Annotated in this window: 18 protein-coding genes; 2 read left to right on the forward strand and 16 right to left on the reverse strand. The window is 71.9% G+C overall.

What is annotated here, in order from left to right; genetic code table 11:
• The first annotated feature begins 1 nt into the window (after window position 1).
• Both ACIGO6_RS26805 and ACIGO6_RS26810 read left to right on the forward strand, forming a co-directional pair.
• Entirely contained in the window at window positions 2-2158 is a 2157-nt protein-coding gene (locus tag ACIGO6_RS26805) for an acetate--CoA ligase family protein (protein WP_399880486.1), read from the forward strand.
• A gap of 121 nt (window positions 2159-2279) precedes the next feature.
• Window positions 2280-3659, forward strand: a complete 1380-nt coding sequence (locus ACIGO6_RS26810; RefSeq protein ID WP_399880489.1) for an OFA family MFS transporter — start codon at window positions 2280-2282, stop codon at window positions 3657-3659.
• 79 nt (window positions 3660-3738) lie between these two features.
• Here the strand turns inward: ACIGO6_RS26810 and ACIGO6_RS26815 are convergent, their stop codons facing one another.
• From ACIGO6_RS26815 to ACIGO6_RS26890, 16 genes are all read right to left on the reverse strand, one after another.
• Entirely contained in the window at window positions 3739-4944 is a 1206-nt protein-coding gene (locus ACIGO6_RS26815) for a sugar phosphate isomerase/epimerase family protein (protein WP_399880492.1), read from the reverse strand.
• Window positions 4945-5070: 126 nt separating this feature from the next.
• A complete protein-coding gene (locus ACIGO6_RS26820) occupies window positions 5071-6486 on the reverse strand; it encodes a nucleotide pyrophosphatase/phosphodiesterase family protein (protein ID WP_399880495.1) in 1416 nt (471 codons plus the stop codon).
• Window positions 6483-7655: a metabolite traffic protein EboE gene (gene eboE / locus ACIGO6_RS26825; RefSeq protein ID WP_399880498.1), complete on the reverse strand. Its 1173-nt coding sequence runs from the start codon at window positions 7653-7655 to the stop codon at window positions 6483-6485. The genes ACIGO6_RS26820 and eboE overlap by 4 nt, the downstream gene beginning before the upstream one ends.
• 3 nt (window positions 7656-7658) lie before the next feature.
• Window positions 7659-8507: a TatD family hydrolase gene (locus tag ACIGO6_RS26830; RefSeq protein WP_399880500.1), complete on the reverse strand. Its 849-nt coding sequence runs from the start codon at window positions 8505-8507 to the stop codon at window positions 7659-7661.
• A complete protein-coding gene (locus ACIGO6_RS26835) occupies window positions 8507-9235 on the reverse strand; it encodes an EboA domain-containing protein (protein ID WP_399880503.1) in 729 nt (242 codons plus the stop codon). The genes ACIGO6_RS26830 and ACIGO6_RS26835 overlap by 1 nt, the downstream gene beginning before the upstream one ends.
• A 14-nt stretch (window positions 9236-9249) precedes the next feature.
• Entirely contained in the window at window positions 9250-10164 is a 915-nt protein-coding gene (locus tag ACIGO6_RS26840) for a sugar phosphate isomerase/epimerase family protein (RefSeq protein ID WP_399880505.1), read from the reverse strand.
• Window positions 10161-11318: an SCO3242 family prenyltransferase gene (locus ACIGO6_RS26845; protein WP_399880859.1), complete on the reverse strand. Its 1158-nt coding sequence runs from the start codon at window positions 11316-11318 to the stop codon at window positions 10161-10163. Before ACIGO6_RS26845 ends, ACIGO6_RS26840 begins: the two co-directional genes overlap by 4 nt.
• 128 nt (window positions 11319-11446) lie before the next feature.
• Window positions 11447-12745, reverse strand: coding sequence for an inositol-3-phosphate synthase (locus ACIGO6_RS26850; RefSeq protein ID WP_399880508.1), 1299 nt, complete (start codon window positions 12743-12745; stop codon window positions 11447-11449).
• A gap of 112 nt (window positions 12746-12857) precedes the next feature.
• Window positions 12858-16571: a ThuA domain-containing protein gene (locus ACIGO6_RS26855; RefSeq protein ID WP_399880510.1), complete on the reverse strand. Its 3714-nt coding sequence runs from the start codon at window positions 16569-16571 to the stop codon at window positions 12858-12860.
• Between the two features lie 299 nt (window positions 16572-16870).
• Entirely contained in the window at window positions 16871-17869 is a 999-nt protein-coding gene (locus tag ACIGO6_RS26860) for a sugar phosphate isomerase/epimerase family protein (protein ID WP_399880513.1), read from the reverse strand.
• 16 nt (window positions 17870-17885) lie between these two features.
• Complete coding sequence (locus ACIGO6_RS26865) at window positions 17886-19175, reverse strand: Gfo/Idh/MocA family protein (RefSeq protein ID WP_399880516.1); 1290 nt, start codon at window positions 19173-19175, stop codon at window positions 17886-17888.
• An 86-nt stretch (window positions 19176-19261) separates the two neighbouring features.
• On the reverse strand, window positions 19262-20308 hold the full coding sequence (locus ACIGO6_RS26870; protein WP_399880519.1) for a substrate-binding domain-containing protein: 1047 nt from the start codon (window positions 20306-20308) through the stop codon (window positions 19262-19264).
• Window positions 20309-20325: 17 nt separating this feature from the next.
• A complete protein-coding gene (locus ACIGO6_RS26875) occupies window positions 20326-21345 on the reverse strand; it encodes an ABC transporter permease (RefSeq protein ID WP_399880522.1) in 1020 nt (339 codons plus the stop codon).
• Complete coding sequence (locus ACIGO6_RS26880) at window positions 21342-22859, reverse strand: sugar ABC transporter ATP-binding protein (RefSeq protein WP_399880525.1); 1518 nt, start codon at window positions 22857-22859, stop codon at window positions 21342-21344. Before ACIGO6_RS26880 ends, ACIGO6_RS26875 begins: the two co-directional genes overlap by 4 nt.
• Window positions 22860-23044: 185 nt before the next feature.
• Window positions 23045-24226 (reverse strand): ROK family protein, encoded by a 1182-nt coding sequence (locus tag ACIGO6_RS26885; RefSeq protein ID WP_399880527.1) that lies wholly within the window; start codon window positions 24224-24226, stop codon window positions 23045-23047.
• Between the two features lie 227 nt (window positions 24227-24453).
• The gene (locus ACIGO6_RS26890) at window positions 24454-25131 is read right to left on the reverse strand and encodes a GntR family transcriptional regulator (protein ID WP_399880530.1); all 678 of its coding nucleotides are present in this window, start codon (window positions 25129-25131) and stop codon (window positions 24454-24456) included.
• Window positions 25132-25145 lie beyond the last annotated feature (14 nt).

Here is a 25145-nt window from a genome sequence, read left to right on the forward strand (position 1 = left end):
CGTGACGGCCGAGGACCGGGTGGCCCGGGTGGCGCAGGTGCGCCGGCTCCTGGACTCCGTACGCGCCCAGGGGCGCACGGCGCTGACCGCTCCCGAGGGCAAGGTGCTCGCCGACGCCTACGGGATCGCCGTACCGGGTGAGGAGCTGGCACGGGACGTCGACGAGGCGGTGGCGTGCGCGGCGCGCTTCGGCGGGCCGGTCGTGATGAAGATCGTGTCGCCGGACATCCTGCACAAGACCGACGCCGGCGGTGTGGTCGTCGGGGTGGAGGGCGCGGCGGACGTCCGGGCCGCGTTCTGCCGGATCGTGGCCAACGCGCGCGCGTACGACGTGTCGGCGCGCATCGAGGGTGTGCAGGTCCAGGAGATGCTGCCGCCGGGCCAGGAGGTCATCGTCGGGGCGGTGACCGATCCGACGTTCGGGAAGGTGGTGGCGTTCGGGCTCGGCGGGGTGCTCGTCGAGGTGCTCAAGGACGTCACCTTCCGGCTCGCACCCGTGTCCGCCGACGAGGCACTGTCCATGCTGGACTCGATCCGGGCGGCTCAGGTGTTGCGCGGGGTGCGCGGGCAGGCCGGCGTGGACCGGTGGGCGGTGGCCGAACAGATCCGCCGGGTCTCCGAACTCGTCGCGGACTTCCCGGAGATCGCCGAAGTGGACCTCAACCCGGTGATCGCCACGCCCGAAGGCGCGGTCGCCGCCGACATCCGGGTGATCCTCGCGACCGACACGCCCAAGGAACGACGCCGGTACACGCGCGAGGAGATGCTCACCTCGATGCGCCGCCTGATGCAGCCCTCGTCGGTCGCGGTGATCGGCGCGTCGGGCGAGCCGGGCAAGATCGGCAACTCGGTGATGCGCAACCTCGTCGACGGGGGCTTCGCGGGCGAGATACACCCGGTGAACCCCAAGGCCGATGACATCTTGGGCCGCAAGGCGTACAAGAGTGTCACCGACGTACCCGGTGAGGTGGATGTGGCGGTCTTCGCGATCCCCGCGAGGTTCGTTGCCGCGGCGCTGGAGGAGGTGGGACGCAAGGGCATCCCCAACGCCGTACTGATCCCCTCCGGATTCGCCGAGACCGGCGAGCACGCCCTCCAGGACGAGATCGTGGCGGTCGCCGAGCGGCACGGCATCCGGCTGCTCGGACCGAACATCTACGGCTACTACTCGACCTGGCAGGACCTGTGCGCCACCTTCTGCACACCGTACGACGTCAAGGGCGGCGTCGCGCTGACCTCGCAGTCGGGCGGCATCGGGATGGCGATACTGGGGTTCGCGCGGACCACGAAGACGGGCGTGTCGGCGATCGTCGGCCTGGGGAACAAGTCGGACCTGGACGAGGACGACCTGCTGACCTGGTTCGGGGAGGACCCGCACACCGAGTGCATCGCGATGCATTTGGAGGACCTCAAGGACGGGCGTGCCTTCGTGGAGGCCGCGCGGGCGACCGTACCGAAGAAGCCGGTCGTGGTGCTCAAGGCGGGGCGGACGGCGGCGGGCGCGAAGGCCGCCGGATCGCACACCGGGGCGCTCGCCGGGGACGACGCCGTGTACGACGACATCCTCCGGCAGGCCGGGGTCATCCGTGCCCCGGGCCTCAACGAGATGCTGGAGTACGCGCGCGCGTTGCCGGTGCTTCCCGCCCCCGCGGGAGACAACGTGGTGATCATCACCGGGGCCGGCGGCAGCGGGGTGCTGCTCTCGGACGCGGTGACGGACAACGGACTGTCGCTGATGGAGATACCGCCGGACCTGGACGCCGCGTTCCGCGCGTTCATCCCGCCGTTCGGGGCGGCGGGCAACCCGGTGGACATCACCGGGGGCGAGCCTCCGTCGACGTACGAGGCGACGATCCGGCTGGGTCTCGAGGACCCGCGCATCCACGCGCTGGTCCTCGGCTACTGGCACACCATCGTCACGCCTCCCATGGTGTTCGCCGAGCTCACCGCGCGCGTGGTGGCCGAGTTCCGCGAGCGGGGCGTCGAGAAGCCGGTGGTGGCCTCTCTCGCCGGCGACGTGGAGGTGGAGGAGGCGTGCCAGTACCTCTTCGAGCGCGGGGTCGTGGCGTACCCGTACACGACCGAGAAGCCGGTCGCGGTGCTGGGCGCCAAGTACCGCTGGGCGCGGGCCGCGGGGTTGCTGGGGGGCGGTTCATGAGCTGAGGCAGCGAGGGGCCGGCCGACGGGTGCGCGTCGGCCGGCCCGGGACCCGCGCGCGCACGAAAGGCATTGGACAGGGGGCGCTGGCCAGAGCTTTCGACGCAAGGGGTGCAAACGACATGACAACCACCGACGTCACACGGGTCGCCGAATACCAGGAGGTGACCGACAGGAACGGACGCGTCTATCGCGTGGGCGAGTCCGACATCGACATCATGGGGCGCAAACGCAAGTGGATGGTGATCCTGCCCTGGATCGGCATGATGGGCATCTCCTCCGCCGAGTACGCGTTCGCGTCCGCCGAGGACACGCTCCACGAAGCCCACCACTGGTCCAGCAACAGCATCTACTGGATGATGACCGCCTGGGTGTTCTGCCAGGCCGCGGTCGCCTTTCCGGCGGGGCGGCTGCGTGAGAGCGGCAAGCTGCCGGCGCGTTGGGCGATGATGATCGGGTCGGCCGGCACGCTGCTCGGCTATCTGTCGCTGGCGTTCGCGCCGCACGTCGCGCTCGCCTTCATCGGGTTCGGTGTGTTCAGCGGCATGGGTGCCGGCATGGTGTACGCGACCTGCGTCAACATGGTCGGCAAGTGGTACCCGGAGCGCAGGGGCGGGAAGACCGGCTTCGTCAACGGCGGTTTCGCCTACGGTTCGGTGCCGTTCGTCTTCATCTTCCACGGCTACATGGACGGCTCCAACTTCCGCTGGGTGCTGGTCTCGGCCGGTGTCTTCCTCGCCGCGACGGTGGCGATCGCCGGCTTCTACTTCCGGGACCCGCCGAAGAACTGGTGGCCGGCCGCCGTCGACCCGCTGAACCCGCCGGACGACCCGCGGGCCCGGCGTTCGCTGGAGAAGAACCCCCCGGCCGTCAAGCAGTACTCCCCCATGGAGGCCTGGCGGACCGGCCGGGTGGCGCTGATGTGGTTCTGTCTCGCCTGCACCTCCGGCGTGAACATCTTCGGCATCGCCTTCCAGGTCGACATCGGCGAGGACGCGGGCTTCGCGGCCGGGATCGTGGCCACCGCGATGTCGCTGAAGGCGATCGTCAACGGCACCGGGCGCGGCGTCATCGGCTGGCTCTCCGACCTCTACGGCCGCAAGCAGTGCCTGCTCTACGTGTGCGCGATCCTGGGCCTCGCCCAGTTCGGCATCATCTGGTCGGCCGAGATCAAGAACCTGCCGCTGTTCCTGATCTTCTCCGCCGTCTCCGGTTTCGGCGGCGGTGCCATCTTCCCGATGTTCGCGGCACTGACGGCGGACTACTTCGGCGAGAACAACAACGCCACCAACTACGGGATGGTCTACAGCTCCAAGCTCGTCTCCGGTCTGGGAGCGGGCATGGGTGCCGTGGTCGTCGGCGCCTGGGGCTACAACGGCGCCTTCACCCTGGCGGGCTGCATCTCGATCTTCGCCGGATTCGTGGCGTTGTTCCTGCAACCACCGGGACGCTCGAAGGGCAAGCGCGTCACGCCCAACCCCCGGCCACTCGGCGAGGGATGACCTGACGGAGTCTTCCTCGCACGGACCGGGCGGCCCCTCCCCCAGCACGCGGGAGGGGCCGCCCGGTCCGTGTTCCGGGTCAGTGGCGGCGCTTGCGCAGGGCCGCCATGTTGTCGTAGCTGATCTTGGCCTCGCGCAGCGACTGCGCGGGGTCGGTGGCGCTCGGGGAGTTGTCGTCCTCGACCATCGGGTTGTGGTAGTTCCGCTGTCCAACGCGGGAGAAGAACGTCGTGTAGTCGATGACGCCGGTTCCGAAGGGCACCATGTCGTAGCCCATGCCGTTGGTCGTGCTGACCACGCCGTCCTTGGCGTGGAACAGCGGGTAGCGCTTGTTGTTGCGGGCGACCAGACCGGCCGGGTCGAAGACGTTCTTCCGGGTGGAGCCGTCGTGGGCGGTGTAGGTGTGGAACTTGTACTGGGCGACGTGGGCCCAGAAGATGTCCATCTCCAGCCAGACGAGCCTCGGGTCGGTGACCTTGAGGAAGTACTCCAGCTTCCGGATGCCCGAGCTGCGGGTCGGCCGGCCCTGGTCGTCCAGCGGGCCGCCGTCGAGCAGGAAGCCGTAGGCGCTGTCGTGGTTGTGGGTGTAGAGCTTGATGCCCTCGCGGCGGGCTGTCTCGCCCAGGGCGTTCCACTTGTCGGCGGCCACGTCCCAGTCGGCGCGGTAGGAGCTGCCGGTGGGGTCGCCGCCGGTGCCCATGTGGTCCATGCCGAGGATGTTGGCGATCTCCAGGTTCTGCTTGAAGGTGTCCTTGTCCGCCGTGGTCAGCGGCCAGGACGGCGGGATGAAGCCGTGGTTGCCCTGGGCGCGCAGGCCGTAGTCGTCGAGCCAGCCGCGCAGCAGCTTGGCGCCCGCGACGGTCCCCAGGTCGGCGCCGCCGGGTGCGTTGGCGTGCTGGCGGTAGCCCGCGAACTCCACCTGGCGGTAGCCGTGCCGGGCGAGCTGCTTGAACACCTCGCGGAAGCCGGAGGGCAGGTCGGAGGCGAGGGGGTCGCGGCCGGTGGCGTCACGGACGGTGTAGAGGATGATGCCCCGCTTGTGCGCCGGGACGAGGACCTGCCCGCCGCGTCCGTGGTCGTGGTCGTGGTCTCTGTCCCGGTCCTGGGCCAGGGCGGGGGCGGCGCCGAAGACGGGGGCCGCGACGGCTCCGGCGGCCACGGCGGTGCACGTGCTGAGGAAGCGGCGCCGGTCCACGCCGAGGGTGCGGCGCAGGCTTTCGCCCGGGCCGTCGACGGCCGAGTCCGTGGCGGCGTCGGTGCGGGAGGGGTCGGAGAACAGGGTCACGTGTGCCTGCCTTCTGGGTCGTGGCCTGCCCTGATGCGGCTCGGGCGGGCCGTTGTCAGTGCCGTTGTCAGTGCCGTGTGTTTCACTCTCAGTAGCTGGATCTCGGGGGCTTGGCCTGGTGGCGCGTCAGCCGAGTCCGGCGAGCTGGAGCAGGAGTTGTTTCACATCGGTGGCCGCGACGCGGTCTCCGACAGCGCGGGGGGTGGAGCAGATGAGGAGCGGACCGTCGTCGTCGCTCGCGGGGAGGCGGCCGTGGCTGCCTCGAATAGGTGAGGGGTCCAGGGGCACGACCGCCATGCGGTAGCGCATGCCGAGCTTCTTGCGGGCCAGGGCGGTGGCCGCCTTGACCTTGACGTAGGGGTCGAGCGGATCCATGAACAGCTCGACCGGGTCGTAGCCGGGTTTGCGGTGGATCTCGACGAGCTGCGCGAAGTCGGGCGCGTGGTCGTCGTCGAGCCAGTAGTAGTACGTGAACCAGGCGTCCGGCTCCGCGACGGCGACGAGTTCGCCGGCGCGCGGGTGGTCGAGGTGGTGCTGCTTCTTGCCCTCGTCGTCGAGGAGTTGCTCGATACCGGGCAGTCCGTCCAGGGCGGCGCGGGTGGCGTCGAGGTCTTCGGGGCGGCGGACGTAGACGTGGGCGATCTGGTGGTCGGCCACAGCGAAGGCGCGGGAGGCCATCGGGTCGAGGTATTCCATGCCGTCCTGGGTGTGGACCTCGAGGAGTCCTGCGCGGCGCAGGGCGCGGTTGATGTCGACGGGCCGGCTGACGGGGGTGATGCCGTACTCGGACAGCGCGACGACGGTGCGTCCCTCGGCGCGGGCGTCGTCGAGGAGCGGGGCCAGCGCCGCGTCCAGGTCGGTGGCGGCCTTCAGGGAGCGCGGGTCGTCGGGGCCGAAGCGCTGCAGGTCGTAGTCGAGATGAGGGAGGTAGCAGAGCGTCAGGTCGGGGTGGCGGGTGCGGATGACGTGCCGGGTGGCGTCGATGATCCACTGGCTGGAGACCAGGTCGGCGCCGGGTCCCCAGAAGTGGAAGAGGGGGAAGGTGCCGAGTGTGGCGGTCAGTTCGTCGTGCAGGGCCGGGGGGCGGGTGTAGCAATCGGGTTCCTTGCGGCCGTCGGCGTAGTAGACGGGGCGTGGGGTGACGGTGATGTCGGTGTCGGCGCCCATGGCGTACCACCAGCAGATGTTGGCGACGGTGTAGCCGGGGTGGGCGCGGCGGGCGGCGTCCCAGAGCTTGTCGCCGGCGACCAGACCGTTGTGCTGGCGCCACAGCAGGACGTCGCCGAGCTCGCGGAAGTACCAGCCGTTGCCGACGATGCCGTGCTCCGACGGGTGAGTGCCGGTGAGGAAGGTGGACTGGGCGGCGCAGGTGACGGCGGGCAGGACGGTGCCGAGCGGCGCGCGGGAGCCGGACTGGCCGAGCTGCTTGAGGTGGGGCATGTGGTCGAGGAGACGGGGGGTGAGGCCGACGACGTCCAGGACGAGGAGGGGCGTCGGTTGCGCGGAGGGGGCTGGTGCGTCGGACGGGCTGCGTCGGGTCATGGCAGTTCCTTCAGGCCGAGGTCGGTCAGCAGGTCGCGGGCGAGGGTGAGCTCGGCGGCGATGCCGTCGGCGAGCTGGGCACGGGTTGCCGGACGCAGCTCGGGCGGGAGGGCCTGCCAGGTGTAGGTCTCGACCTCCAGGTGGTGGGTGAGGGGGTGCGGGTCGCCGACGAGGCGGGTCAGCGCGGCCTTGAGCACGGGGAGTGTGGAGGTGAGGGGCGCGGCGGGGGCCGCGTGCAGGGGCACGTGGAAGTGGGCGCGCCAGGGCGCGGTGTCGGGCAGCACGTCGCCGGCGAGGGCCTCGTCGAGGTCGTCGGTGGCGTGCAGGCCGCCGGCCTCGGTGGTGGTGCGGGTCTGGTGCAGGAAGCGGGGCTCGGCGAAGGCGGCGAGCGCCTCGCGGACGGCGGGTTCACAGGGGCGTTCGGCGTGCAGGGCCGCGGAGAGCTGGGACTTGACGACGGGGACGCGGGCGGCGGTGAGGGCGTCCAGGGCGGTGTGCGGGTCTTCGAAGGAGGTGGCGAGGTGACAGGTGTCGACGCAGATGCCGATGCGGTCGTGACCGATCGCGGTGAGGGGGGCGATGGCGTCGTGTGTCGTTTCGACGACGCAGCCGGGTTCGGGTTCCAGGCCGACGCGGATGGAGCGGCCGGTGAGCTCTTCCAGGGCGTCGAGGCGTTCGGCGAGGGTGACCAGGGCGGAGCGGGCCTTGTCGGCACGGGCGTCGTCGTACGCGGTGCGCCAGGCCAGCGGCAGCGTGGAGATGCTGCCCTGGCTCACGTCGTCGGGCAGCAGTCCGGCCAGGAGCCGGGCCAGCGAAGTGGTGTGCTCCAGGCGCTCTGGGTCGGCCCAGTCGGGCTTGTAGACCCGGTACTTGACCTCCTCGGCGCCGAAGCCCTCGTACGGGAAGCCGTTGAGGGTGACGACTTCCAGGCCGCGCCGGTCGAGCTCACCGCGCAGCCCTCGCAGCGCCGCCGGGTCGGTGACGAGGGCGTGGGCGGCGTCCCGGGCCAGCCACAGCCCGATGCCGAGACGGTCGCGCCCCAGGCGCCGGCGCACCGGCTCGCAGTGGTCGCGCAGTTGAGCGAGGACACCGTCGAGGGTCTCGGCGGGGTGGACGTTGGTGCAGTAGGCGAGGTGGACGGTGGAGCCGTCGGGGTGCCGGAAGCGCATGGCTCACTCCCCGCCGCGCAGGATGGAGTTGCCCTCGTGCGTGGCGTCGGACGAGGGCACGTCGAGGGCCAGCCGCCCGCTGAGCCCGTAGAAGGCGACGGGGTTGCGCCACAGCACCAGGTCCACGTCGTCCTCGGTGAAGCCCTCGGCGAGCATCAGGTCGCCGACCTTGCGGGTCTTCAACGGGTCGCTCTTGCCCCAGTCGGCGGCGGAGTTCACCAGGACCTGTTCCGGGCCGTACTCGCGCAGCAGGGCGACCATGCGGGCCTCGTCCATCTTGGTGTCCGGATAGACGGAGAAGCCGAGCCAGGCGCCGCTGTCCTTGGCCTCCTTGACGGTGGTCTCGTTGAGGTGGTCGACCAGGACGCGCTCGGTCGGCAGCGCGGACTCGCGGACCACGTCCAGGGTGCGGCGCAGCCCGGCCAGCTTGTCGCGGTGCGGGGTGTGCACGAGGGCGGGCAGGGCGTGGTCGGCGGCGAGCTGGAGCTGGGTGGCGAGGGCGGTGTCCTCGGCGGGTGTCATCGAGTCGTAGCCGATCTCACCGACGGCCACGACCCGGTCCTTGACGAGATAGCGGGGCAGTTCGTCGAGGACGGGGAGGCACCGGGGGTCGTTCGCCTCCTTGGGGTTGAGGGCGATCGTGCAGTGGTGGGCGATGCCGTACTGGGCGGCGCGGAAGGGCTCCCAGCCGAGCAGGGCGTCGAAGTAGTCGCGGAAGGAGGCGGGAGAGGTGCGGGGCTGACCGAGCCAGAAGGAGGGTTCGACGAGGGCACGGACACCGGCGGCGTACATGGCCTCGTAGTCGTCGGTGGTCCGGGAGGTCATGTGGATGTGGGGGTCGAAGATGCGCATCAGGACTCCTTGCCGTGGGGGTCGGCCGTGCCGGGCGCGGCAGGCCCGGACTCGGTCAGGGCCAGGACGCGGTGCAGGTCTTCGGGGACGGTGCGGCCCGCGGCGGTGCGTTCGGCGGCGTAGTCGGCGAGCATCCGGGCGAGTTCGGCGTCCGCGCGGGCCCGCCGGTCCAGGTCCGCCACGTGGTCGAGGGGGACGCCGGTGAACAGGCACTTGAGTACGGCGTGCCGCCATTGGTGGGCGTCGAGGTGCCGGGCGGCGTACGGGCCGAGGGCGGCGCCGACCAGCCGGGTGTCGTTGGTGCGCAGGGCGTCCTCGACGAGCGGGAGGGCGTCGGGGCCGGGCACGAGGTGGGGCAGCGCGTGCAGGACGGCGCGGCGTTCGTCGGCGGTGCCCTGGGAGTAGACCCGGTTCAGGGCTTCCGTGTCGGCGCGGGCCGCGTGCAGGACGAGGACGCGGGCCGCGTCGACGTGGGCGGGACCGCAGCGGCGGCCGGCCTCGGCGAGGCGCAGCTCCCACACCGAGATGGGGCCGTGGGTGCCGGGGTGGGCGGCGGCCTCGTCCAGGGCCTGGTCCAGCCAGGCGCGGGCCGCTCCGCCGAGCTCGGCGGTGAGGGCGGCGCGCAGGTCTGCGGGCGGGAGGTGGGCGGGGGTGGTGCCCTGGGGGTCCTGCCCGGCGGGGGTGCCATCCGCGCCCTGGGTGACGGGGGTGGCGTGTGGCTGCTTCATGGGGGTGGCTCCCTTCAGTGGGTGGCGGAGGGCTCGCCCGAGCGGTTCGAGAGGGGGGACGCCGCGGCGGCCCGGCGGAGGAAGGGGAGGGAGCGTTCGGCGAAGTGGGGGCCCGCGTGGGAGTGGCGGGGCAGTTCGACCACGGTCAGGCCCTGGTAGCCGGTGGCGGCGAGGGCCTCGAGGACGGGCGGGAAGTCGATCTCGCCGTCACCGAAGGGGAGGTGTTCGTGGACGCCGCGGCACATGTCCTCGATCTGCACGTGGCGCAGCCAGGGGGCGGCGGCGCGTACGCAGTCGGCGGGAGGGAGGGGTTCGAGGCACTGGCAGTGGCCGATGTCCAGGGTGAGGCCGAGGTGCTCGGGGTCGCCGAGGGCGCGGCGCAGGGTGTGGAAGTCGGCGAGGGTGGCGAGGAGGTGGCCCGGTTCGGGTTCGACGGCCAGGGGGACGCCGGCGGTGGCGGCGGCGTCCAGAACCGGGGCGAGGGACTCGGTGAGCCGTTTCCACGCCGTGTCCTCGTCCGTGCCCGCCGGGGTGATGCCGCTGAAGCAGTGCACGGCGTGGGCGCCCAGGTCGGCGGCGACCCGTACGGCTCGCAGGAGGAGGTCGGTGCGGCGGGCGCGGTCGTCCGGGTCGGGGTCGAGGAGGGAGGGGCCGTGCTTGCGGCGCGGGTCGAGCACATAGCGGGCGCCCGTCTCCACCGTGACGCCCAGGCCGAGCGCGTCCAGCCGGTGCGCGATCCGGCGGGTGCGGGCGGCCAGGTCGTCGGCGAGCGGGTCGACGTGCATGTGGTCGAGGGTCAGGCCGACGCCGTCGTAGCCGAGATCGGCGAGGAGGGCGAGGGCGTCGTCGAGGCGGAGGTCGGCGAGGCCGTTGGTGCCGTAGCCGAAGCGGAGGGGGGTGCGGGCAGAGGCGGAGGACTCCGGCGTCACGTGATGCTCACCTTCCTCGCGAACCTGCGGCCCAGCGGAGCGAGGGCCGCTATCAGCAGGGCGGTGGCCGGACCGCCGGCGCGGGCGGTGAGCGCGGCCTGGAGGGGAATCGTGGCGCGGATGCCGCCGCCGACGGCGCGTTGGGTGAGCGGAGGTGAGGGGTTGAGGGCGGCGTGGAAGTAGGGGCGGGCCGCGGTGGCCGCGTAGACGGCGGCGAGGGAGGTGGTGAGCGCCGCGGTGACCTGGGCGGCGGACAGGCCGGACACGTCGCGGTGACCCGGACGTCCGGCGGTCGGGCCGGGCAGGCCGCGCCGGTCTGCACCCCCGGCCGTCGGACCGGACAGGCCGCGCCGGTCTGCACCCCCGGCCGTCGGACCGGACAGGCCGCGCCGGTCTGCACCCCCGGCCGTCGGACCGGACAGGCCGCCTCGGTCTGCACCTCCGCCCGCCGGGCCGGACAGGCCGCCTCGGTCTGGACGTCCGGTGGTCGGACCCGGCAGGTCGGGGGCGGCTGCTGCCCGTCGGCCTGCCGGGAGTCGGATGGGGCGGCCGGCCACCAGCCGGGCCAGGAGGCCGGTGGTGGCGAGGGCCGCCAAGGGAGCCAGGGAGGAGCCGCCCCGGGTTTCCCCGCGGGAGACCGCCGTGACCGCGAGGGTGTGCGTGCCGAGCAGGGCGGCGGACGGCACCGCCGGGCGGAGGTCGCCGCCGGTCGCCGCCGCGCCCAACAGCAGGTCGAGGCCACGGGCGGTGGCCATGGCCAGGGGCCCGGCGGGGGTGTGCTTCAGGGCGAGGTCGTACGCCCAGACGGTCGCCGCGAGCGGCACCGCGACGGCCACGGCGGGTCGGCCGGCGCGGGCGGCGAGGGCCAGGCCGGTCGCGGTCAGCCCGCAGGCCGCCGTGAGCGCGGCGGCCGGGCGGATCCTGCCGGACGGCAGGGGCCGGTGGGGGCGTTCGGCGGCGTCCTCCTCGTGGTCCGCCCAGTCGTTGAGGGCCATGCCGGCCTCGTACAGGCAGAGGGAGGAACCGATGGCGAGCAGGGTGCGGGTGTCGGACCGGGCACCGGTGGCCGCGGCGCCGGCGAGTACGTCACCGGGGACGGTGAACAGGGCCGGAAGGCGGAGGAGTTCGGTCCAGGCCTCGACGCGGCTGCGGATGGAGGCCGGGCGGCGGCCCGCCGCGCCCTCGCCGTGCCGGGCCGTGTCGTCGGCGCCGGGCGGCAGGGCCGCAGGCGCCGTCACCGACGGCGACTGCGGCGCCGGACGAGCCGCCTCCGCCGTGCCGCTCACCGCTGCTCCCCGAGCCCGGAGGCGCCGGCACCGGCATCGGCGTCCCCGTCCGTATCCCCAGCCGCACGGGCAGCGGCACCAACACCAGCACCAGCACCAGCACCAGCACCAGCACCAGCACCACGATGTCCGTGCCCCGGCTCCCCCTCCGCCCGGCCCCCCGGGTCGGCATCCCGCAGCTCCGCCGCGAACCGGGTCAGCTCGGCGTACTGTTCCGCGAGGCCCGCCGGGCCCTCGCCCACCGGGTCCTTGAAGTAGAAGCCCAGCTCGGCGAGCGGACCGGACCGGCCCGACTCGTGGGCGCGGGCGGTCAGGCGGGCCAGGTCGAGGACGAGGGGCGCCGCGAGGGCGGAGTCGCAGCCCTGCCAGGTGGTCTGCAGGACCATGCGCGCGCCGAGGAAGCCGTCGAAGGCGATGTGGTCCCAGGCCGTCTTCCAGTCACCCAGCGCGGGGACGTCGTCGATGTGCACCGCGCCCTCGACGGAGGCGCCGAGGGTGTCGGCGAGGACGCGTTCCTTGCCGGCGTTCTTCGCCGCCGCGGCGGCCGGGTCGGCCAGGGCCGCGCCGTCGCCGCCGCCGAGGAGGTTGGTGCCGGACCAGGCACGGACCGTGAGCGCCCGCTGGGCGAACATCGGGCCCAGCACCGAGCGCAGCAGGGTCTGGCCGGTCTTGCCGTCGCGGCCCGCGTACGGCAGGCCGCTCGCCGCGGCCTCGGCGTCCAGGGCAGGGTGGTGCAGGCCGGTCGACGGGGTGAAGTTGACGTACGGGCAGCCGGCGCGCAGCGCCGCGGCCGCGTACAGCGAGCTGGCCGGAAGGCCCCGGCCGGTGGGCGCGGGCTCGGTGGAGGCCACGTTCACCACCACCGCCCGCTCCGCTCCCGAGCGCCGCACGAAGTCGGTGATGTCCGCGGCGAAGGCGGCGATCAGCTCCTCCTCGTCGCGGGTGTCGCCGGGCAGCGGGCCGCCGGGGCGGATCTCGCGGTCGGCGGCGGCCAGTTCCGCAGCGACGGCGGAGGGCAGGCCGGGCGGCAGCACGCCTCCGGCGGCCAGGGCCTCCGCCCTCTTGGGCAGGGGGCAGTCCACGGTGTCGTGGCCGCCGAAGACCAGGGACGACAGCGCGGGCAGGCCGGCGTCGGCGAAGTCGGGGGTCTCGGTGACCATGCCGGTCGGCGGGTGCAGCCCCGCGGTCACGGCGGCGCAGCCCGCCACCACGGTGGTGGCGACGGAGCCACGGGCTCCGATCAGCCAGACGCCGATACGGGAGCCACGGGAGGAACCAGAGGGGGACGCGGACATGGGCAGCCTCCTTGTCGAGCGCGTCGAACACACACGAGCGGTGGTACGGCCGGCGGTGGTGCACGCGTGGTGACGGCGGGCGGAGGTCCGGCGTCCTCCGCCCGCCGCCGTTCTAGTCGCCCGAGGTGGGCAGTTCCTTGAGCTGGATGTTGCGGAAGGAGACCTGGTCGGCGGCGCCGTGGTTCTGGAGACCGATGTAGCCGTCGGTCAGGCTCCGCTCGGGGTCCGTGTTGGTGAAGTCGTTGATCTTGACTCCGTTGAGGAACACCTGGAGGCGTTCGCCCTGGACCTTGATCTCGTAGGAGTTCCACTGGCCGGGCGGCCGCAGGACCTGGTCACGGGCCTTGATGTTCGCCGACTTGAACGAGTAGACGGAGCCCGTGGTGCGGTCGGGCGCGTCCGTGGCGTCGATCTGGATCTCGTAGCCCTTGTTCACCGCGGACCAGGGGTCGTCGGAGGCCGGGAAGCCCACGAAGATGCCGGAGTTGTCGTCGCCCTGCATCTTCCAGTCGAGCTTGAGAGAGTACGACGTCAACTCCTTGGCCTGGTACCAGAGCAGGCCCATGCCGCCCTCGGACTCCAGAGCCCCGTCCTTGACGTTGAACTTTCCGGGGCCGGCCTGCTTCCAGCCGTCCAGGGTCTCGCCGTTGAAGATGTCCCGGTAGCCCTTGCTCGGCTTGCAGTCCGCCTTGACCTGGCCGGTGGCGTACTGCAGGCCGCCGAGCAGATGGGCGCGGAAGGCCTCGTCAGCGTAGGACTCCTTGGTGTGGCCGCCTCCGGTGTAGAAGGAGCGGCCGCCGCCGTAGTTCTGGCACCAGGCGATCGGGTGGTCGCCCTTCATGTTCCCGCCGTCGTAGGTGGTCTCGTCGAGGGTGGCGAGGACCTTGGCCTGCTCACGGGGGTTGGTGCGGTAGTTGTACCACTCGTCGGTGCGCTCCCAGGTGTCGCCGAGGTGCGCGGTGGAAGGGTGGTCGTGGTCGTGGACACGCACGGTGGCCTTCTGGATGGCCGGGTGCGAGTCGAAGTAGGCGCCGACGAGGCCGCCGTAGAACTCCCAGTCGTACTCGGTGTCGGCGGCGGCGTGGATGCCCATGTAGCCGCCGCCGTTCTTGACGTAGTTCTCGAACGCCTTCTGCTGGTCCGCGTTGAGGACGTCACCGGTGGTGGACAGGAAGGCCACCGCGTCGTACTTGGCGAGGTTGGCCGTCGTGAACTGTCCGGCCTCCTCGGTCGCGGTGACCGAGATGCCGGCCGGGGTGCCGAGCTCCTTCAGGGCGGCGATGCCCTCCGGGATGGAGTCGTGGCGGAAGCCGGCCGTCTTGGAGAAGACCAGGACCTTCTTGCCGGCCTTGAACGGCTCCTTGGAGAACTCGAAGTCGTCCACGTCGTACAGCGCGCCGTCGCCGCCCCGGAAGACCAGGTAGATCTCGGTGGTGCGCTTCGGGAGCGACCGCAGCGGCACGTCGACGTTCTGGAACGTCTCCCAGCTGCCCGTCGGCGGGATGTACGCCGAACCGTGCAGCGGACCGTCGGGCGAGCCGGTACGCAGCTCGACGAAGCCGCCCGACCCGCCGGAGGAGGCCCGCACGGTCAGCTTCTTCTGCCCGTCGAACCGGTACGGAGTGAAGGAGATCCAGTCGCCGTCGTTGATGTCGCCGACGGTCTTGCCGCCGTTGGCGGTGGCCTTGTCGTACGTCTTGATGCCCGACTGGGTGGCGAAGTGCTCGGCCTGGCGGTGCGGGGGCTGGATCACGGTGCGCGCGGTGCCGGTCAGGGCCTCCTGACCGTTGGCCCCGCCGTCGGTGTAGCTCGCGCCGACGACGCCGTAGATGTTGGCGTTGGGGTCGTGGCCGCCGTCGCCGGGCGGCGGGTTGAGGGTGCCCTCACAGCCCATCTCGCTGGTCAGCTCGTGGGCGTGGGAGTCGTGGCCGAGGCTGTAGGCGACCTTGACCCTGGAGCAGTCGATCGTCTCCTCGGGGTCGGTGACCTTCACCGTGAAGGGGATCGGCTCCCCCATGGGCAGCAGGGTGCCGTTGCCGGGGACCTCGATCGTCACCTTGGGCTCGGTGTTGCCGACGACGATCCGGACGCTGGCGTTGCCGGTGTTGCCCTCGGAGTCCTTGGCGGTGAAGGTCGCGGTGTAGGTGCCGACCTTCTTGTACTTGTGGGTGGGGGCCAGGCCCTCGCCCTTGGTGCCGTCGCCGAAGTCCCAGCTGTAGGTGAGGTCCGGGGAGTCGGCGTCCTTGGCGGAGGCGGTGAACTTCACCTTCAGGCCGGCCGCGCCGGACGTCTTGTCGGCGCTGACCTCGGCGATCGGGGAGAAGCCGTCCTCGGCGTTCTCGATCCGGTACAGCGCGGAGTTCTCGTCGCCCTGGAACCAGGAGACGCCGTAGTCCAGGACGTAGAGGGCGCCGTCGGGGCCGAACTCCATGTCCATGATCTGGGTGCCGGTCCACGGGAAGTCGTTGATCTTCGCGACCGTTCCGTCGGCGTTCTGCTCGATCCGCTTGATCCAGCGGCGGCCGAACTCGCCCGCGAAGAAGTCGCCGTCGAACTCCTCGGGGAACTTCACGGAGGAGTCGAGCTCGGGGTCGTAGCGGTAGACCGGGCCGGCCATCGGGGACTCGGAGCCGCTGCCGAACTCGGGCACGCTGCCGCCGTCGTACGGGATCCAGGCGGCCTGCGCGGGCGGCAGGTCGACGAGGCCCGTGTTGTGCGGGGAGGTGTTCTTCGGGGCGTCGCAGTCGAACTTCTCGCCGGAGGTCTTGGTGGCGAAGTCGTAGTCGACGTACGCGTCGTTGGCGCCGGTGCAGAACGGCCAGCCGAAGTTGGCGGGCTTGGTGACCTTGGCGAACTCGACCTGGCCGGCCGGGCCGCGTGTCGCCGAGGCGGCGCCCGCGTCGGGACCGTAGTCACCCACGTACACGGTGCCGGTCTTGTCGTCGACGCTCATGCGGAACGGGTTGCGGAAGCCCATCGCGTAGATCTCGGGACGGGTCTTCTCGGTGCCGGGGGCGAAGAGGTTCCCCTCCGGGACGGTGTACGAGCCGTCCTCGGCGACCTTGATGCGCAGGATCTTGCCGCGCAGGTCGTTGGTGTTGCCGGAGCTGCGGCGGGCGTCGAAGGCCGGGTTGCGGCCGGGACGCTCGTCGATCGGCGTGTAGCCGTCGGAGGCGAAGGGGTTGGTGTCGTCGCCGGTGGACAGGTAGAGGTTGCCCTCGGCGTCGAAGTCGATGTCGCCGCCGACGTGGCAGCAGGTGCCGCGGGAGGCCGCGACGTCCAGGACCTTCTTCTCGCTGGCCAGGTCGAGCGTGCCGTTGGGGTTGAGGACGAAGCGGGAGAGGCGGTTGACGCCGTCGAACTTCTTGAAGTCCTCGGCGGTGCCGGTCTCCGGGGCGTCCCCCGCGGGCGTGTCGAGCGGCGGGGCGTAGTACAGGTAGATCGCCCGGTTGTTCTTGAAGTCCGGGTCGATGCCGACGCCCTGCAGGCCTTCCTCGTCATGGCTGTAGACGTCGAGCTTGCCGGCGATCTTGGTGACGCCGCCCTGGTCGGTGAGGCGCAGCGTGCCGTCGCGCGAGGTGTGCAGGACGCTGCGGTCCGGGAGTACGGCGAGCGACATCGGCTCGCCCGTCTCGGGTTCGCCCTTGGCGAGCGGCACCTGCTGGAACTGCCCTTCGGCGGCGGCCGGCTCGTCGGCCGCCGACTGGGCGCCGGCGACGGTCGCCGGGGTGCCCACGGCCAGCATCAGGCCGGTGAACAGGGCGAGGGTGGTGCGAAGTCTGGGACGCCTCGTGGATCTGGTGCTCGTGTGTCTGCTTCTGTGCACGAAGTCCCTCCGGGAACGGGATGGGCCGTACGGGATGGGTGCGAAGACGTGCGGTGCGGGCGCCGGGGTGCGCCGTCACCCCGGAGGCGTGTGTGTCCTGAACACTTCAGGGACGGTAACCCCGTTCGTCCGGGGCGAACACCCCTTGAAACGGGGCTGGTTGAACTTTTGCCCATCACAGGACAAAGCGGGGCGCGGGCAGGCCGGACCGAGGGCCGGCACCGGCGGAAATACCGGCCCCCGGCCCCCGGCCCCGATCCCTGGCCGCTGGTGTCCCGACCTGCCGTCGGGCGGGCGGATCAGCTGTTGAACGCGGCGTCGAAGGACGCGCTGGGCGGCTCGAAGTCGAACGCCTTGAGCCGGGTGAGGGCCTCGGGGGCGCCCTGCAGCCGGTCCATGCCGGCGTCCTCCCACTCCACCGACACCGGTCCCTGGTAGTCGATGGAGCGCAGCATGCGGAAGACGTCCTCCCAGGGGACGTCGCCGTGGCCGGCGGACACGAAGTCCCAGCCGCGGCGCGGGTCGCCCCAGGGCAGGTGGGAGCCGAGCCGGCCGTTGCGGCCGTCGAGGCGCCTGCGGGCCTCCTTGCAGTCGACGTGGTAGATCCGGTCGCGGAAGTCCCACAGGAAGCCGACCGGGTCGAGGTCCTGCCACACGAAGTGGGAGGGGTCGAAGTTGAGACCGAAGGCCGGCCGGTGGTCGACCGCCTCCAGGGCGCGCTGCGTGGTCCAGTAGTCGTAGGCGATCTCGCTGGGGTGGACCTCGTGCGCGAACCGCACGCCCTCGGCGTCGAAGACGTCGAGGATCGGGTTCCAGCGGTCCGCGAAGTCCTGGTAGCCGCGGTCGATCATCGACTCGGGGGCGGGCGGGAACATGGCGACCAGGTGCCAGATGGCCGACCCGGTGAAGCCGATGACGGTGTCGACGCCGAACCGGGCCGCGGCCCGTGCGGTGTCCCTGATCTCGGCCGCGGCGCGCTGCCGGACGCCCTCCGCGTCGCCGTCGCCCCAGATGCGGGCGGGCAGGATGGCCTGGTGGCGTTCGTCGATGATGGCGTCGCAGACCGCCTGGCCTACCAGGTGGTTGGAGATCGCCCAGCACTTCAGCCCGTACTTGTCGAGCAACTGGTGCCGGGAGTCCACGTAGGAGGGGTCCGCGAGGGCCTTGTCGACCTCGAAGTGGTCGCCCCAGCAGGCGAGTTCCAGGCCGTCGTAGCCGAAGTCGCGGGCGAGGCGGCAGACCTCCTCCAGGGGCAGGTCCGCCCACTGACCGGTGAAGAGCGTGAAGTTGCGCGGCATGTCGCTGCCAGCCTCCTCAGGGGGCGATCGGGGTGTAGACGGAGTTCTTCTCGGCGCTCTCCTCCACCGCCGCCAGCACGCGCTGGACCTGCAGCCCGTCGGCGAAGGAGGGGTCGGGGCGGCGGCCCTCGGCGACGGCGTGGACGAGGTCGCGTGCCTGGTGCACGAAGGTGTGCTCGTAGCCGAGTCCGTGGCCCGGCGGCCACCAGGCGTCCAGGTAGGGGTGCTCGGGTTCGGTGACGAGAATGCGGCGGAAGCCGGCGTGCTCCCCCGGCTCCGTACCGTCGTGGTACGACAGCTCGTTGAGGCGCTCCAGGTCGAAGGCCAGCGATCCGCGCTCGCCGTTGAGTTCGATGCGCAGGGCGTTCTTGCGGCCGGTGGCGTACCGGGTGGCCTCGAAGGAGGCCAGGGCACCGGAGGTGAGGCGGGCGGTGAACACGGCGGCGTCGTCCACGGTGACCTCGCCCGTGACACCGTCCGCCGAGCCCGCGGACAGGCCCCGGGCGGCGCCGTCGGGCAGCGGGCGCTCCCGCACGAAGGTCTCGGTGACGGCGGATACGCCCGCGATGCGCTCCCCCGTCAGGTACTGCGCGAGGTCGACGATGTGCGCGCCCAGGTCGCCGAGGGCTCCCGACCCGGCCAGCTCCTTGCGCAGCCGCCAGGTCAGCGGTGCCTTCGGGTCGACCAGCCAGTCCTGGAGGTACGTCACCCGCAGGTGCCGCAGCCGGCCGATGCGGCCCTCGGCGACCATGCGCCGGGCCAGCGCGGTGGCCGGTACCCGGCGGTAGTTGAAGCCGACCATCGCCAACCGGCCGCGGGCGCCCGCCTCCTCGGCGGCCCGGGTCATCGCCTCCGCCTCCTCGACGGTGTTGGCCAGCGGCTTCTCGCACAGGACGTGCTTGCCGGCGGCGAGCGCGGCCAGCGCGATCTCGGCGTGGCTGTCGCCGGGGGTGCAGATGTCGACGAGGTCGATGTCGTCCCGTTCCACCAGGGTTCGCCAGTCGGTCTCGGTACTCGCCCAGCCGTGCCGGTCGGCCGCTTCGCGGACGGCGTCGGCGTCCCGCCCGCAGACGGCGGCCAGGACCGGGTTCAGCGGCAGGTCGAAGACGCGGCCGGCGGTGCGCCAGCCCTGGGAGTGGGCGGCGCCCATGAAGGCGTAGCCGACCATGCCGACGCGCAGGGGCGGTCTCGTCGCGGACGCCCCCGTCGCCCCGGTCCCGGTCCCGGTCCCGGTCCCGCTGTCGGTCCCGGTCCCGGTGGCTGCTTCCTCGGCCCCGGCCCCCTCGGGCTGCTGCGGCTGTCCCATGCGGATGTCCTCCTCGTCGTGGTGGCGCGGTGGGGGGTGGGCCCCGCCCCGGGCGGCTGGTCAGGCCGCCGCCGGGGCGGGACTCCTCACTTGAAGCCCGTGGACATGTACTGGTCCACGTTCTCTTTGTCGACGACGGCCGAGTAGCAGGTCACGGTCGAGGGGATCTCGAACTCCGCGAGGCCGCTGATGCCCTTGCCCTGGCCGAGGGCGCGGGCCAGGTCGATGGCGGAGGCGGCCATGGTCGGCGGGTAGAGCACGGTCGCCTTCAGTACGCCGCGGTCCGCCTTGATGGCCTCGAAGGCGGAGAGCGCGCCCGCGCCGCCGACCATCAGGAAGTCGTCGCGTCCGGCCTGCTCGATGGCGCGCAGCGCGCCCACGCCCTGGTCGTCGTCGTGGTTCCACAGGGCGTCGAACTGGGACTGGGCCTGGAGCAGCTGGGCCATCTTGGACTGTCCCGACTCGACCGTGAACTCGGCGGCCTGGCGGGCCACCTTCTGGATGTTCGGGTAGTTCTTCAGGCCGTCGTCGAAGCCCTTGGTGCGCTGCTGGGTCAGCTCCAGGTTGTCCAGGCCGGCCAGCTCGATGACCTTGGCGTTCGGCTTGTCCTTGAGCTTCTCGCCGATGTAGTGGGCGGCGTTGAGGCCCATGCCGTAGTTGTCGCCACCGACCCAGCAGCGGTAGGCCTGCGGGCTGTTGAAGATGCGGTCGAGGTTGACGACCGGGATGCCGGCGCGCATGGCCTTGAGGCCGACCTGGGTGAGCGCCTTGCCGTCGGCCGGCAGCACCACCAGGACGTCGACCTTCTTGTTGATGAGGGTCTCGATCTGGCCGATCTGCTGCGCGGTGTCGTTGGAGCCCTCGGTCACCTCCAGGGTGACGTCCGAGTACTTCTCGGCGCGCTTCTGGGCCTGGTCGTTGACGGCGTTGAGCCAGCCGTGGTCGGCCAGCGGGCCGGCGTAGCCGATGGTGACCTGCTTGCCCGGCTTGTCGTCGGCGGCCGGCTGCTCGTTCGCGGACGCCTTGTCGCCGCCGTCGTCGGGGTCGTTGCTGGTGCACCCGGTGAGGACGGCACCGGCGGACACGGCGGCGGCTCCGAAGAGCAGTCCTCTGCGACTCGTGAGTTGCGTCATGACGGTGAACCCTTTCCTCAGTGCGTGCTTGCGGTACGGCGCTGGACCAGCACGGCGGCGACGATGATCGCGCCCTTGGCGATCTGCTGGACGGCGGTCTCGAGGTTGTTCAGGGCGAAGATGTTGGTGATCGTGGTGAAGATCAGGACCCCGAGCACGGAGCCGACGATGGTGCCCCGGCCGCCGCTGAGCAGGGTGCCGCCGATGATCGCGGCGGCGATGGCGTCGAGTTCGTAGAGGTTGCCGTTGGTGTTCTGGCCGGAGCCGGCCAGGACGATCAGGAGGAAGGCGGCGATGCCGCAGCACAGCCCGGACAGCAGGTAGAGGTAGAGCCGCTGGCGGCGGACGTCGATGCCGGCGAGCCGGGCGGCCTCCGCGTTGCCGCCGACGGCGACGGTGCGGCGGCCGAAGGTGGTCCGGTTGAGCACCAGCCAGCCGATGACGGTGACGGCGGCGAACACCAGGACCAGGGGCGGGATGCCGAGGATGTAGGCGTCGCGCTCGCCGAGGTCCAGGACGCTGGGCACCGTGACGACCTGGGTGCGGCCGTCGGTGATCTGGAGCGCGAGGCCTCGGGCCGAGGCCAGCATGGCGAGGGTGGCGATGAACGGGACCATCTGGCCGAAGGCGATGAGCACGCCGTTGACCAGTCCGCAGCCCACGCCCACCACGATCGCCGTAAAGAGGATGCCGAAGAAGCCGAACTCCTGGGTGGCGACGGTGGTCGCCCACACCGACGACAGGGCCACGATGGCGCCCACGGACAGGTCGATGCCGCCGGAGACGATCACGAAGGTCATGCCGACGGTGACGACGCCGATCACGGACGCCTGGGTGAGCACCAGCTGGAGGTTGCGGGTGTCGAGGAACGCGTCGGGCTGGGTGATGCCGCCGATGAGGACCAGGACGGCGAGCACACCGAGCAGGCTGAGGGTGCGGAGGTCGGCGCGGGCCGTGAGGCTCCGCCAGGCGGGCGGACCGTCCACCGGTGCCGCCTTGCCGGTGCCGCCGCGTGGCGGGGACACGTGCTGCGTCATGACGCCGGACTTCCTTCCATGACGAGGTCGAGTACGCGGTGTTCGTCGAGTTCGCGGGCGGGGGCCTCGTGCACGACCCGGCCCTCGCGCAGCACCAGCACGCGGTCGGCGAGGCCGAGCACCTCGGGCACCTCGCTGGAGACCAGCAGGACGGCGAGGCCCTCGTCGGCGAGACGGCGGATGACCGCGTACAGCTCGGCGCGGGCGCCGACGTCGACGCCGCGGGTGGGTTCGTCGAGCAGCAGGACCTTGCAGCCGCGCAGCAGCCAGCGGGCGAGGACCGCCTTCTGCTGGTTGCCGCCGGACAGGGTGCGCACGGGCGCGGTGGGGTTGTCGGGCCGCAGGGACAGCTCGCGGGTGGCGGCGCGGGCCGCGTTCAGTTCGGCGCCGCGGTCGATCCAGCCGGCGCGCGAGAAGCGGGACATGGCGGAGACCGACACGTTGCGGGTGACGGACTCCAGCATCAGCAGGGCCTGCGCCTTGCGTTCCTCCGGGGCGAGTCCGAGCCCGGCGCGGACGGCGGCGCGCACGCTGCCCGGCCGCAGGGGGCGGCCGTCGACGAGGACCTGGCCGGCGCTCGCCCTGCGGGCCCCGTAGACCGTCTCCAGGATCTCGGAGCGGCCGGAGCCGACGAGTCCGGCGAGGCCGACGATCTCCCCGGGGCGGACCTCCAGGTCGAGCGGGGCGAACTCGCCGTCCCGGGCCAGTCCCCGCACGCTCAGCACGGGTTCCCCCGCGGGCGGCGTGGCCGGCCGGTCAGGGAAGACGTACTCGACGTTGCGTCCCGTCATCAGCGCCACCACCTCGCGGGTCGGCGTCGACTCGGCGGGCAGCCCGCCGGCGACGGCCCGGCCGTCCTTGAGGACGGTGACCCGGTCGCCGATGCGGCGGATCTCCTCCAGGCGGTGCGAGATGTAGACGACGGCGACACCGTCGGCGGTGAGGTCGGCGACGATCCGGAAGAGGTTGTCGACCTCGTCCGGGTCGAGCGCGGCGGACGGCTCGTCCATCACGATCAGCCGTACGTCGTGCGAGAGCGCGCGTGCCATGGACACGATCTGCTGCTGCGCCGCCGAGAGCTCCCCGACCAACCGTCCCGGATCGACCTCCGGGTGTCCAAGTCGCTTGAGGAGCTGGGCCGTTGACTCCTTGGCCGCCTTTCCCCGCACGACGAAGCCGGCGGCCGTCGGCTCGTGGCCGAGGTGGACGTTCTCGGCGACCGACAGGTGCTCCACCAGGTCGAGTTCCTGGTAGATGGTGGCGATGCCGAGGCGCATGGCCGCGATGGGCGAGCGCAGGGTGACCTCCTCGCCGCGCCAGCGGATGGTGCCGGTGTCGGGCTGGTGGGCGCCGGCCAGCACCTTGATGAGGGTGGACTTCCCGGCGCCGTTCTGGCCGAGCAGGCAGTGCACCTCGCCGGCCTGGACGTCGAGGTCGACGCCGTCCAGGGCCCGGACTCCGGGGAACGACTTGGTGATGCCGGACATGCTGAGCAGCGGTGGTTCTGGTGCCATGTGTGGTCCCCTCGGCGGGCATGCGGGCCGGTGTCAGGGCAGAGCGGAGCAGGGCAGGACGGTGCAGAGCGCTGTGCTGAAGGAGCTCGGTGAGCTAAGGGTGCCTACGCGGGTGACAGGTGGTGTTATGTGCCTACGCGGGTGACAGATGGTGCCTACGTGCCTACGCGGGTGAAACGTGGTGCCTACGCGGGTGAGAACAGGTGGTCGCTGATCAGCCGGGCCGCGCCGATGACTCCGGCGGTGGGTCCCAACTCACCCAGGACGATGGGCAGGTTGCCGGTCGCCAGCGGCAGCGACTGGCGGTAGACCTGGGTGCGGATCGCGGCGAGCAGGTTGTGGCCGAGGCCGGTCACCCCGCCGCCGATCACCACGAGCCCCGGGTTGAAGAAGCTGACCAGACCGGCGATGACCTGACCGGTGCTCCGGCCGCCCTCCCGGATCAGGTCGAGCGCGGTGGCGTCCCCCGCGGCGGCCGCGGCGGCGACGTCGGCGGCGCTGAGGCCCCCGTTCGCCTCCAGCCGGTTCGCGAGTTCGGCCGACAGGCCCTGCTGGGCGGCCTCCGTGGCGTCGCGGGCCAGGGCCGCGCCGCTGAAGTGGGCCTCCAGGCAGCCCCGGTTGCCACAGGCGCACGGGCGCCCGTCGGGCACGGCCTGGATGTGCCCGATGTCGCCCGCGCTGCCCGTCGTCCCGCGGTAGACCTCACCGCCGACGACGATGCCGCAGCCGATGCCGGTACCGATCTTGACGACGAGGAAGTCGTGCACGGTGCGGGCGACGCCTGCGTGCTGCTCCCCCAGCGCCATCAGGTTCACGTCGTTGTCGACCATGACCGGGCAGCCGAGTTCCTGGCTGAGCGCCTCCCGCACGGGGAAGCCGTCCCAGCCCGGCATGATCGGCGGAGCCACCGGTACACCCTCGGGGAAGCGGACCGGTCCCGGGACGCCGATACCGGCGCCGTCGAAACCCTCCGCGAGACCCGAGGCCCGCAACTTGGCTGCCATGGCCAGCACTTGCTCGAAGACCGCGACCGGTCCCTCGCGGACGTCCAGGGGCTGGTTGATGTGCCCGAGGATCTCCAGCTCGGCGTTGGTGACGGCGACGTCGACCGAGGTCGCGCCGATGTCGACGCCGAGGAAGCGCAGTCCGGGGTTGAGGCGGACGTTGTGGCTGCGGCGCCCGCCGCGCGAGGCGGCGAGTCCGTCGGCCACCACCAGCCCCGTCTCCAGCAACCGGTCCACCTCCACGGCCAGCTTGGACCGGGAGAGGTCCACCTGGTCGCCGAGCTGGGCACGGGAGTTGGGTCCACCGTCGCGCAACAGCTGGAGCAGTCGGGCTTGGTGGGCGTTCGCGGGTCGTGCCGTCATGCGTCTCACGAGCCCCTCCCCGCCTCAATGGCTTGAGCGCGCCGGTTTCCGGTCACGTCCGTGGCTTGCTTTCGGAGGGAACGTAGCAGCGGGCGTCGGGTGTGGGAAGAAGTCGCGCACGAATTGCTGCGAACTTTCTCCACTGAGAGGACAAAGGACGCCGAGCCTTGCCCGGGCGAGGTGGACGTGGATCGGATCAAAGCAGGACGAACCCGCTCAGAGCGCCGTCACGAGGTGGAACGCGCGTGGTACGAGGCGCGTGTGTGCTCCGTGTGCTCGCGCATCAGCCGCGTCGCCGTCTGCTCGTCCCGGTCGGTGATGGCGGCGATCAGACCGCGGTGCTCGATCCAGGACTGCCGGCCGCGCTGCCGCGCGATCGGCGTGTAGTACCAGCGCACCCGGCGGTCCACCTGCGCGGCGAGTTCGGCGAGGACGGCGTTGCCGGCCAGCTCCATGATCTTCGCGTGGAAGCGGGCGTTGAAGGCGACGGCCGCGTCCACGTCGTCGGCGGCGACGGCCCGCTCCCCCTCCTCGCACAGCTCCTCCAGGGCGGTCACGCCCGCGCGGCTCGCGTTGGCGGCGGCGAGCCGGGCGGCCTCGGCCTCCAGGAGCGTACGCACCGTGAGGAGTTGATCGGCCTCCTCCTCCGTCGGCTCGTGCACGAACGCGCCCTGCGCGGGGCGCAGATCGACCCACCCCTCCGTGTTGAGCCGCTGCAGGGCCTCGCGCACCGGCTGTCTCGACACCCCGAGGTGACCGGCGAGTTCGCTCTCCACGAGGTGCTGGCCGGGCTGGAGGGCGCGCGTGGTGATCAGTTCGAGCAGCGCCTCGTAGACACGGTCGCGCAGCGGCCCCGGCCGTTCCAGCCTGGGCACCGCGCCCTGCGGCAGTCCTGCGGACAACATCGGTCCCCCTCTGA

Origin of the sequence: Streptomyces sp. NPDC053750, assembly GCF_044544295.1 — a bacterium.
GTDB lineage: Bacteria > Actinomycetota > Actinomycetes > Streptomycetales > Streptomycetaceae > Streptomyces.